The organism is Microbispora sp. KK1-11 (assembly GCF_006874435.1).
Taxonomy (GTDB): domain Bacteria; phylum Actinomycetota; class Actinomycetes; order Streptosporangiales; family Streptosporangiaceae; genus Microbispora; species Microbispora catharanthi.
In genome coordinates this window covers 93,961-104,106 of record NZ_VIRJ01000029.1, presented here as the reverse complement: position 1 = coordinate 104,106, position 10,146 = coordinate 93,961, and the positions used below count along the sequence as shown (strand labels likewise).

Annotated in this window: 9 protein-coding genes; 5 read left to right on the top strand and 4 right to left on the bottom strand. The window is 68.3% G+C overall.

Annotated elements, in window-relative coordinates:
• Nucleotides 1–5: 5 nt before the first annotated feature.
• Nucleotides 6–1,724: a DNA polymerase/3'-5' exonuclease PolX gene (polX, locus tag FLW16_RS32735; RefSeq protein WP_142563991.1), complete on the bottom strand. Its 1,719-nt coding sequence runs from the start codon at nucleotides 1,722–1,724 to the stop codon at nucleotides 6–8.
• Between the two features lie 353 nt (nucleotides 1,725–2,077).
• Nucleotides 2,078–3,043, bottom strand: a complete 966-nt coding sequence (locus FLW16_RS32725) for a ketopantoate reductase family protein (RefSeq protein WP_142563990.1) — start codon at nucleotides 3,041–3,043, stop codon at nucleotides 2,078–2,080.
• A gap of 89 nt (nucleotides 3,044–3,132) precedes the next feature.
• Between FLW16_RS32725 and FLW16_RS32720 the strand changes: the two genes are divergently transcribed.
• The 3 genes from FLW16_RS32720 (at nucleotide 3,133) to FLW16_RS46295 (ending at nucleotide 5,283) form a co-directional block, all read left to right on the top strand.
• Nucleotides 3,133–3,702 (top strand): TetR/AcrR family transcriptional regulator, encoded by a 570-nt coding sequence (locus FLW16_RS32720; protein ID WP_142563989.1) that lies wholly within the window; start codon nucleotides 3,133–3,135, stop codon nucleotides 3,700–3,702.
• A gap of 150 nt (nucleotides 3,703–3,852) precedes the next feature.
• The gene (locus tag FLW16_RS32715) at nucleotides 3,853–4,194 is read left to right on the top strand and encodes a hypothetical protein (protein ID WP_142563988.1); all 342 of its coding nucleotides are present in this window, start codon (nucleotides 3,853–3,855) and stop codon (nucleotides 4,192–4,194) included.
• A 654-nt stretch (nucleotides 4,195–4,848) separates the two neighbouring features.
• Nucleotides 4,849–5,283 (top strand): PadR family transcriptional regulator, encoded by a 435-nt coding sequence (locus FLW16_RS46295; protein WP_185949694.1) that lies wholly within the window; start codon nucleotides 4,849–4,851, stop codon nucleotides 5,281–5,283.
• 335 nt (nucleotides 5,284–5,618) lie between these two features.
• Here the strand turns inward: FLW16_RS46295 and FLW16_RS32705 are convergent, their stop codons facing one another.
• Nucleotides 5,619–6,137 carry a hypothetical protein gene (locus FLW16_RS32705; protein WP_142563987.1) on the bottom strand — a complete coding sequence of 173 codons (519 nt, stop codon included), beginning with the start codon at nucleotides 6,135–6,137 and terminating at the stop codon, nucleotides 5,619–5,621.
• Between the two features lie 464 nt (nucleotides 6,138–6,601).
• Nucleotides 6,602–6,724 (bottom strand): hypothetical protein, encoded by a 123-nt coding sequence (locus FLW16_RS45565; RefSeq protein ID WP_260615821.1) that lies wholly within the window; start codon nucleotides 6,722–6,724, stop codon nucleotides 6,602–6,604.
• Between the two features lie 368 nt (nucleotides 6,725–7,092).
• On the opposite strand from FLW16_RS45565, the gene FLW16_RS32700 reads away from it, so the two are divergent.
• Both FLW16_RS32700 and FLW16_RS32690 read left to right on the top strand, forming a co-directional pair.
• On the top strand, nucleotides 7,093–8,742 hold the full coding sequence (locus tag FLW16_RS32700; protein ID WP_260615820.1) for a multicopper oxidase family protein: 1,650 nt from the start codon (nucleotides 7,093–7,095) through the stop codon (nucleotides 8,740–8,742).
• A 398-nt stretch (nucleotides 8,743–9,140) separates the two neighbouring features.
• Nucleotides 9,141–9,890 (top strand): aminoglycoside 3'-phosphotransferase, encoded by a 750-nt coding sequence (locus tag FLW16_RS32690; RefSeq protein ID WP_142563986.1) that lies wholly within the window; start codon nucleotides 9,141–9,143, stop codon nucleotides 9,888–9,890.
• The last annotated feature ends 256 nt before the right edge of the window (nucleotides 9,891–10,146 follow it).

The following is a 10,146-nucleotide window of genomic DNA, read 5'->3' as shown; positions in this document are numbered from 1 at the left end:
CCCCTTCATCCCGGGCGGAGGAACTCCCGCAGCCGATCCAGTGGCCACGTGTTGATTACCCGGTCGGGGGTGAGCCAGCCGCGCTGCGCGGTGCCGACGCCGTACCGCATGACGCCGAGGTGCGGCACGGCGTGCGCGTCGCTGTCGATCGAGAACAGGACGCCCCGGTCGGCGGCCCGCCGGACGAGGCCCGAGGGCAGGTCGAGCCGGTCGGGGAAGGAGTCGATCTCCAGCGCCGTCCCGGTGCGGACGCAGGCGTCGAACACCCTCGGCCAGTCGGCCTCCACTGGCTCCCGCCTGCCGATGACCCGCGCCGTCGGATGGCCGATGATCTTCACGTACGGGTTCTCGCAGGCCCGGATCAGCCGCCGGGTCATCTCCTCCGGCGACTGGGTGAAGTGCGAGTGCACCGAGGCGACGCACAGGTCGAACCCGGCCAGGAACTCCGGCGGCCAGTCGACCTCGCCCTCCGGGTCGATGTTGAGCTCGCACCCGTGCAGCAGCGTCATGCCGGGGCGGGCGGCGCCGAGGCGGCGGAGCCGCTCGCGCTGGTCCAGTGCCTTCTCGTCGGTCATGCGCTGCATGTAGAGGTTGGGCGCGTGGTCGGTCACCGCGTAGTAGTCGTAGCCGCGCGCCGCGGCCGCCTCGACCATCTCCTCCAGCGGCGCGAGCCCGTCGGTCAGGTCGGTGTGGGTGTGCAGGTCGCCGCGGATGTCGGTCGAGGTCACGACCCTGGGCAGCCCCTCGCCCAGCGCGGCCTCGATCTCCCCGGTGTCCTCGCGCAGCGTCGGCTCGATCCACGGCAGGCCGAGCATGCCGTACACCTCCGCCTCGTCCGCCGAAGTGATCTTCTCACCGGTCGCCACGTCGAACACGCCGTACTCCGACAGCTTCAGCTTCCGGTGCACGGCGATCTCCCGGGTGCGGATGTTGTGCGCCTTCGAGCCGGTGAAGTACTGCAGCGCGGCCCCCCAGGAGTCCCGGGGCACCACCCGCAGGTCGACCTGGAGCCCCGCGTCCGTGCGGACCGAGCTCTTCGTCTCGCCGTGCGCGATCACCTCGGTGACGTACGGCAGCGTGGTGAAGGCCGCCATCAGGGCGGCCGAGTCGTCGGCCGTGGCCAGGACGTCGACGTCGCCGATCGTGTCCTTCATCCTCCGCAGCGACCCGGCGTACGCGCACCGCTCGCAGCCCGGCACGGCCGACAGCGCGGGCACGATCTCCTCGGCGGCCGCCATCGCGATCCCGATGTGCACCCGGCTACCGGTCTTGCGCATCACCTCGATGCCGTGGAGCAGGTTCTCCTCGGTCTTCGCCCCGAATCCGTGCAGCCCCTCCAGGACCCCGGCGTGGATGGCGTCCTCCAGCTTCTCGATCGAGTCGACGCCCCGCTCGTGGTACAGGAGCATGGCCTTCTTCGGCCCGAGCGTGGGAATCGTGGTCAGCAGGCGCACCCCGGCGGGGATCTTCGTCCGCAGCTCCTCCAGCTGGTGGATCGACCCGGTCCGCAGGTATTCGTCGATCTTCGCGGCGATCGACGCGCCGACGTTCGGGATCGCCCGCAGGGCCGCCGCGTCCATGCCGTCGATCTCCCGGCCGTACCCGCCGACCGACCGGGCCGCCTTCTCGTAGACCCGCACCTTGAACGCGTCGCCACCGGTGATCGCGATCAGGTCGGCGTACTCCTGCAGCAGCCCGGCGACCTCCTCGTTGCAGCGTCTCATCGCAGGCACCCCCCACGTCAGGCTCCTGCGGGCCTCGGAGCCCCCTCCAGGTGCGGAGGTCCCGGCCACAAGTGACCGAAGACCCTCCCAGGCATGGACCGCCAAGAATAGAACATGAGTTCGACATCTACTAGGAGGTCGGTCATGTAGCCCTGGACGGCCCCCATGGCCGCCCACCGCTCCTCCGGCGGCGTCGACTGCTTGATCACCTTCACCGTGTGCTCCTGGAAGAACTCACAGCGAAAAGCCGTGCCTGAACGGCAGTTGGCCGACCGGTGCGACCGGGTTCGGCTCTGGGATGCGGCGGACCAAGAAGCCGCAATGGACCACCGGGACCGACGACATCCGTGAATTCAGACTCGACTCGTGCCCTCACGGGCGAAGTTCGGTTCCGCCGCTTCCAGCCGCGGTACCGAGATGCCCAACCGTCGCGCTTCGGCCAGGACGTCCCGGCAGACCGCACGCGGCTCCTCGGCGTCGGGGTCGGAGTGCGCCGCAAAACTCACGCGCACGGGCGTGACATGAGCAGTCAGCCAGGCGAGCACGGGGGCCGTCAGCCAGGTGGGCGCACGGAACAGCAGCACACCGCCCCGGTGACGTCGCAAGTCAACGCCGCGTGCCTCGAGGAGCGGCAGAAGCTCGCGGCCGGCCAGCAGCCCCTCACGCAGGTCGCCCGTCGCCCCGGCCAGCTTGGACAGGGAACCCAGCCGCAGGGCCTGCGAGAACAGGCCGGCATCCGACACGAAATGGACCCACAGCCAGCCGCGGAAGTCAGGCCGCTCCTTGAGCCGGAGCCCGGCCTCGCGAAACGCCTGGCGCACGGCCCGCTCACGTTCGGTCGGGGGCTGGCCGAGGGTGCCGAAGACGACGGACGGCAGCAGCATCGCACGGAGCACGCCGTCCGCGCCGAAACCGCCACCGGCCTGGGGAAAGCCCCAGGCGATCTGGTCGACGGGCAGTGCGCCGATCGCGGCCGGCGGCTCGGTCCAGATGTTGCCGAAGACCAGCACCGTGGCCTGGCCGACACGCGGGGACAGGAAGGCCGTCGCCTCCGCCAAGCGGTGGTGCGGCACGCTGAGCACGATCAGGTCGAAGTCGTGGTCCGGCTCCAGCGCCTCGCGGTAGCGCACCGGCCACCTGTCGACGACGCGCTGCCCCCACACCCGGCGCCGCATATCGATCAAGTCGAGGTCCACTGCGTCTCCGTACGTCGCCGCGCGGCCCGGCCGGACGTAGAACTCGACGTCATGTCCCGCCTGCTGCAGGGCCCAGCCGTAGACGGTGGCGATCACGCCTCGGCCGAACATCAGGATCTTCACGCTGCACCTCGTGGGGTAAGATCGAACTGGAGATCATCTCCATTTGGAAGATATGGAGGTCATCTCCACTTGTCAACGCGAGGTAGCACATGACCGCCGACAAACCGCTGCGGGCCGACGCCCGACGCAACCGCGATCTCCTGATCGCCACGGCACGAGAGGTCTTCGACGCCGGCGACTTCTTCGACCTACGCTTCGACGACTTCGCACGCCTGGCCGGGGTGGGCACCGGCACGCTGTACCGCCACTTCCCCACCCGGGAGGCACTGGCCGAGGCGGTCTACCACGGGGAAGTCGCCGCATTGTGCGACCGCGCCCGCCGGCTACAGGCCACGCTGCCCGCGGCGGACGCTTTGGCGACCTTCCTACGCGGCATGGTCGACCACATAGATGCCCACGAGGGCCTGGCCCGGACGCTGGCCACGCTCATGGCCGATCGCTCGGGTGCCCTCGCCGAGGGCAGCCGGGCGCTGGAGCAGGCTGTCACCGACCTGGTGGCCGCCGCCGTGCGGGACGGCACCGTTCGCGACGACGTGGATGCCGGTGCCGTGATGATGGCGCTGCACGGCATCGGTGCGGCCCACGACCGCCCCAATTGGCGGGCCGAGGCCGACGATGTCATCACCCTCGTGCTGGACGGGCTGCGCCGCCCGCTATGACAAGGTGCGACACGAGGTCGCATGCCGCGAGCGGAGGATCCGGTCAGTGGTACGGCGGCGACGATGCAGTCACCGGCGCTCTGTGAATGCGGACCTGCCGCCGGCGCTTATCAAGATGACTACGCGAAACCGGCGTGACAGCCTGGCGGCATGCCATTTGACGAGCTCGAACACGCCGATACTCGATACGCGGTGCAATTTACATATGCGTTGCCTGACGACGCTTGGTATGTCGAACTGAGCGAGGCGGTGCCGGCACCCGCGGCCTGGGCTGACATCCCGAACGCCGAGACCCATCTGCCTGGGCCCGCCTTCATTACGGCGGTAGTGCCTGATGAGGATCCAACCCGGGAACCGATGATCCACGTTCACAGTGGTAGGAAGGCTCGTGCCATCCCGTACAAGGTGATGCGCTGGTACATGGAAAAGGTCTCCGAGGAGATCGAGCGCTGTCGCGCTGGTCTGATCAAGCCCAGGGAAGGCGAGGTGTAGGCGGCAGGCGACCACCTGGCTTGGGTCGATGGCGGAAGGGCTGCGGCCTCCACCTCCTGATCGCATCACGCCGGGAGCACCTTCGCGCCGCAGTCGGGCGCGACGCTGTGGGAGCTGAGGGACCGCATGGGGACCCGACCACGCGGGCCGCGCTGATCTATCAAGGCATCCCGATGGAGCGGGATCAAGCCATCGCCGACGCGCTCGGGAAGCTTGCCGGAGAAGCCCTGCGCGGACAAGGGCAGAACGGATCAGGCACGAAAAGCCGAGATGGCCCCGATAACAATCAAGGCTCGGGTTGAAATACGCGCCCTGGCCCTGGCCTTCGTGTGTGGAGCGGGTGACGGGAATCGAACCCGCGTTGTCGCCTTGGGAATAGGCTATCGATCTTGCCGTGCTGAGCTGCGGAAACAGGGGTGCAGGTCAAGGCCGGCCGAGCGACCGTGAATCCCCGCGAATCACCGCTGATCACCGTCCGTTCTGGCAGGCATCTGGCACGATGATCAACGGGTGAGGTATGACCAGTCCATCTATCACCTCAATACAACGGCGGCGAAAGCTTACTCGGGCCGGTAGATCCGGAACTCGGTCTCGCCCTGCTTTCGCCACATGAGCCGCCCGCAGTGCGGACATTCGTAGAGGATCCAGCCCGCTGTGTACGGCGTACTCGATCGTCTTGAGGATGCCGGATGGGTCGAAGGCGCCTGGGAGGAACAGGCTCCGGACGTGAACAGGCCCCGACGGCGGTTGTATTGGCTCACAGGCGAGGGCGCGGTACGCGCCTCCGCCTTGCTGGCCGAACGTCGTCCCGGCTCGGTCCCGGGCGTCTTGCGTTCCCCGCCTCGGCTGCTGCTCCAGAGCTTGTACGCGGGGCGAGATTGCCTTCGCCATCATCTCCGGCCTGCTGATCAACGAGTGCAGCGATGTCGCTCCCTGGCTCGCCCGGGCGCTGGCCGCGTCGTCGGCTCGCCTGCGGTGCGCGGACAAGGCACGCCTGGCCTGGATGTACGGTCCCGGCAGATTGGTCACGCGGCTGACAGGTGGCTGGCCTGTCAACGCGTGATGGCGGAATTCTCAAGCCAGAACTAGATCCCGGCCAAGTACTGGCAGCAGTGGCGAGAGACGCCCGCAGGCTCGCCATGCAGGGGCCCGGTTGATCCTGGTAGGCGTGGTGACCCGCGTAGCGGAGGTGGACCAATTCAGCTCCGCGTTGACCAGGCGTCTGGTCATCACAGCAGGAGGAGAGGGTCGCGAGGCGGTGTCTGGTCATCGGGGGTTGGGCCAGGCACCGCCGTCCGCTGGATGGGTATGTAGATGCGGGCGAGGGCCAGGTGCCGGTCAGTTCGAGAGCCCTCTGGTGATCAAGAGCTCAGGAGTGTCGGCGATAAGGAGCGCCATGCCTCCCGGATCTGCGGGCATGGTTCTTAGTGCCCGACGCCTCCTCTGCTCTCGGTACTGCGCAGGTTCTGGTTGATCACGCAGTCCCCGGTTCCCCTCCTGCAGTTGCCGCTGAGGGAGTTGGTGAACACGCTGACGCTTGACACCTGCTGAATGCCGGAGAAGTCGACGGCGCTGTTGGCTGCCGGGGCGTTCACGTTGCGCCTTCCTTTGATCCGCTGATGGGCTGGGCTGCTGATCGTGGGCGCGTTGGCCGTGTTGACGCCGCTCGTACTCTGCCTGACGCCGCCTTGGCCGAAACGGCCGGTGCGGGCCCCGCGCGCGCCGCCTTTGCCGGGCCGCTTGCCCTCGCCGGGAGCATGGCCGTAAAGGCCGTGACAATCATGATTCACTGCGTGGACGCCCTGCGGTATCGGCGCTGCCGACGCCTGCGGCACATCCGCGAGAGCCGACATGCCGATGACGAGCGCGGCGACAGCCGCACGTCGGGCGGACACCTCTACGACGGAAAAGCTCTGCGCACCCTTGGCACCCATCTGATCCACACCCGCCTTGGTCGTCGTGTCTGGATACGTACGCCTTGGGAACAAGTGCCACAAACCTACTCATACCCCTCACCCCACGGCTCTTCTTCTAACGTGTGATACCTGGGTTGCGGGTGGTCGCTTCTTTGCCTCTCCCGCCCCGCTCGGAAAGGGTCGCCACCCGGGGGTCGCACGCGGCCCGCACGAGCAGACGGTGCTGATGCTCGCCGACCAGGGCCTACCTTCGGCGATTCGGCCTCACGGTGCCGCGGAACTCGGGCGGCGGTCCCCGTGTCGATGGCCCGCCAGCACGAAATGTGCTCTGTAGCCCGGGTGGCGGCTTCAGCGCTGGCGGAGATCAGTCTTCCGTCGCCGGGTCCCTCGCGCCGGCCCAGGGGGCTCCGTCCCTCATTGGCCGTCATCAACCCTCACCTCACTCAACGCGAAGTCACTCGGGCCCCCGCCGGAGGCATCTGCTTTTGAGGTCAGGGAAGATCGATCAGGTGGCTGATCACTCCGGGTTCGAGCACGATCACCGCGCCGATGGCGACGAAAGTGCCTCCGAAAACGGCACCTGCGGTGCCGACCGTTCCGAGGACGCCGTCCATAGGCGATCAGCATAGGCGGCGTATATACCTGCGACGCGGCGACGGCGTGGCGCTAGCTACGGCGGGAGGACTCGGTACGGCGGGCTGGTGTGCGGCGGGCGGCGCGCCGCCGCCTTGATCCTGCACAAGCACAACTCAGCGATGAGGGGCGCTCAGAATTCTGACCAGACAGAATCTGTTTCTGTCCGATATAAATTCTGCTGCCCGTAACGATCGTCTTATCCGCCGCGACGGGCGGGTGTGCTCAGACGCACCAGAGTGACACGACCCCCCGACCTTCGCGTACCCATATCGCTGCGGTGGCCGCCGCAGCTGAACCATGTCCGGTCCCCGCATATGTAGACAGCCTACATGTAGGCTGTCTACGGTTGCTCAAGGAAAGCGTATTGACCCCTCCTTGTCCGGAAGCCGGTATGACCTGGAACATGACGCGCAGGAACCTGCTCGGCCTTGCCGGCGGCATGGCCGCGATCCCCCTTGTGGTCGCCTGCCAGCCACGCGCAGACGACACCTCGAGCGACCAGCAAGACCACGGCAGCCACAGCGACAGCCGCGGCGACGACAGGCACGGCGACGACAAGAACAGCACGGGCAGATTGCTGCGCAGCGATGCGCAGCTGCCGGAGCCGTTCACCAGTCCGCTACCGGTGCCGCCGGTGCTGAGGCCGGTCCGTACCGATGCCACCACCGACTACTACGAGATCACCCAGCGGCCCGGCCGGGCCGCGATCCTGCCCGGATACAGCACCGAGGTCTGGGGCTACGACGGTCGATTCCCGGGGCCGACGATCGAGTCGCGCAGCGGCCGGCAAGTCGTCGTCAGGCACCGCAACGAGTTGCCGGTGCCGACCGTGACCCATCTGCATGGCGGGGTGACTCCCTCACGCTACGACGGATACCCGACCGACGTGGTCCTTCCGGTCGGCGGGACGTCGGCCGGGTCGGCTGGCGCGATCGCCCACGGGAGCTTCGACTACGTCTACCCGCTCGGCCAGCCGGCCGCGACCCTGTGGTACCACGATCATCGGATGGACTTCACCGGCCCGCAGGTGTACCGGGGCCTCGCCGGATTTCATCTGGTGCACGACGCCGTGGAGGAAGCGCTGCCGCTACCCCGCCGGGAACGCGACGTGCCGTTGATGATCTGCGACCGGGCGTTCGCTGCCGACGGCTCGTTTCACTACCCGTCGATCGACTCGTCCCTGACCGGTAAACCGGGTGTGACGTCCGACTTCATGAAAGGCGTGCTGGGCGACGTCATCCTGGTCAACGGCGCACCGTGGCCGGTGCTTGAGGTGGCCGCGGTCCAGTATCGGTTCCGGCTGCTCAACGCCTCGAACGCGCGGCGCTACCAGCTCGCCTTGGACCCGCCGCCGCCGTCGGGCGCCGCGTTCGTCCAGGTCGGCAGCGATGTAGGCCTGCTCGGCCGGCCGATCGACCATGAAGCGATCGACATCGCCCCCGCCGAACGCTTCGACGTCGTGGTTGACTTCGGCTCCTATCCCGTCGGCACCCAGGTCACCCTGGTCAACAGGTACGGGACGGGCTCGACCGGCCACGTGATGCGGTTCCATGTGGTCCGGAAGGCCAGAGACGACAGCACGGTGCCGCCGCGCCTGGCCGACCTCGAACAGCCGTCGCCGCCGTCCACCATCACCCGCAGGATGAAGTTCTCCCGGAGCGGCTCCCATTACGAGACCTGGACGATCAACGGCCAGGCGTTCGATCCGAACCGGATCGACGCCCAGGTCAGCCTCGGCGCCACGGAACGATGGCTGATCACCACCAACGCGGATCATCCAGTGCACATCCATCTCGGTCACTTCCAGGTGCTCTCCCGTAATGGGGGCAAGCCGGGACCCTATGACGCCGGCTGGAAGGACACCGTGGACATGCGACCCGAGGACGAGGTGGAGATCGTCGTCCGCTTCAACGGGTACCGCGGCCGATACGTGTTCCACTGCCACAACCTGGAACACGAGGACATGGCGATGATGGCCAACATCGAAGTGACCTGAGTCGGTCCGCCGCGGGCGACTGGCCGAACTGACCTCGATGAGCTGAGGTTGCCGGTCGGCCGGGCGGTGGCCGCGCTCATCGCGGTCGACCCCTCATCGAGGGCGGCCATTTGCACGCGCTCCGGAAGTGGGTCTTCCCCGATGAGAAGGCCCAGTCCGGCAGCGTGCGGCTGGCTCCCACTCCCGATTCCACGGACGAGGCGGCTTGATGGCAGCGAATCCAGACGCCGCTTCACCGCGCCGTACCGCCACTCCCTTGGGCGGTCGGGCGGAGGCCACCACCTCCGTACGAGTGCGTAGGCGCTCGACGACGAGGCGGCCGAAGTCACGATCAGGGGTCAAGTGAACTGCCTGCCGTCGCAGCCCTGCCACTGCCTTTTCGCGGGAGAATGGTGGTCATGAGCCGGCTCCCCCTCGCCTCGGTCCCGGCCGGGCCGGTTGCCGTGCCCGGCGCCGTCGCCGAACTCGCCGCGGGCGACACCGTCACTCCGGTGTGGCGCAACCAGCTCGGCGGCCTGACGTTCCGGCTGGAGGACGCGAACGGCGGCACAAGATACGTCAAGTGGATCGCCGCCGGCACCCCGGAGATCGACCTGCCCGGCGAGGCGGAGCGCCTGGAATGGGCCGGGCGGTGGGTCGCCGTTCCTCGGGCGCCGGCGTGGGGCTCGAACGCGGACGGCGCCTGGCTCGTCACGGCGGCGCTTCCCGGTCGCTCGGCGGTGGACCCGCGCTGGACCGCCGATCCCGCCACCGCCGCGGCGGCGATCGGCCGGGGGCTTCGCCTGCTCCACGACACCCTGCCCGTGCAGGAGTGCCCGTACGACTGGGGCGTCGAGCGGCGGCTCCACGGTCGCGACGAGGCGGCCCGGCAGCGTCTCGGCGAGCCGCCCGCAGTCGACCGCCTCGTCGTCTGCCACGGCGACGCCTGCGCTCCCAACACCCTGCTGCACGACGACGGAACGTTCGCCGGGCACGTCGACCTCGGCTCGCTGGGCGTGGCCGACCGGTGGGCCGACCTCGCGGTCGCCGCCTGGAGCACGGAGTGGAACTACGGCCCAGGGTACGACGGCGTCGTGTACGACGCGTACGGCGTCGCCCCCGACCCCGAGCGCATCGCCTACTACCGACTGCTGTGGGACCTGGCGTGAATCGCTACTCTCCCTTGTCCTGATTCTTGTCCTGGTCCTGGGGATATCAGGGCAGTTCGATCACGTTGCCGCCGGGGTCCTGCAGATAGACATGCCCGCACTGTGCGGAAGCCCGCGAAAAGCTGACGCTCGCGTTTGACGCCGCCTACGCAGGCGACCTGTCGGCGGCCACGGCGATGCCGGACGCCGCCGAAGCCGCAGACAGAGCACCGCACGACTGCCGCCGCAACGCTGCGCCGAGGCCGGGCATCACCAG

Coding starts and splice junctions, on each gene's coding strand:
- polX (WP_142563991.1), bottom strand. CDS start 1,724: ATGAGACGCTGCAACGAGGAGGTCGCCGGGCTGCTGCAGGAGTACGCC.
- FLW16_RS32720 (WP_142563989.1), top strand. CDS start 3,133: ATGACCGCCGACAAACCGCTGCGGGCCGACGCCCGACGCAACCGCGAT.
- FLW16_RS32715 (WP_142563988.1), top strand. CDS start 3,853: ATGCCATTTGACGAGCTCGAACACGCCGATACTCGATACGCGGTGCAA.
- FLW16_RS45565 (WP_260615821.1), bottom strand. CDS start 6,724: ATGGACGGCGTCCTCGGAACGGTCGGCACCGCAGGTGCCGTTTTCGGA.
- FLW16_RS32690 (WP_142563986.1), top strand. CDS start 9,141: ATGAGCCGGCTCCCCCTCGCCTCGGTCCCGGCCGGGCCGGTTGCCGTG.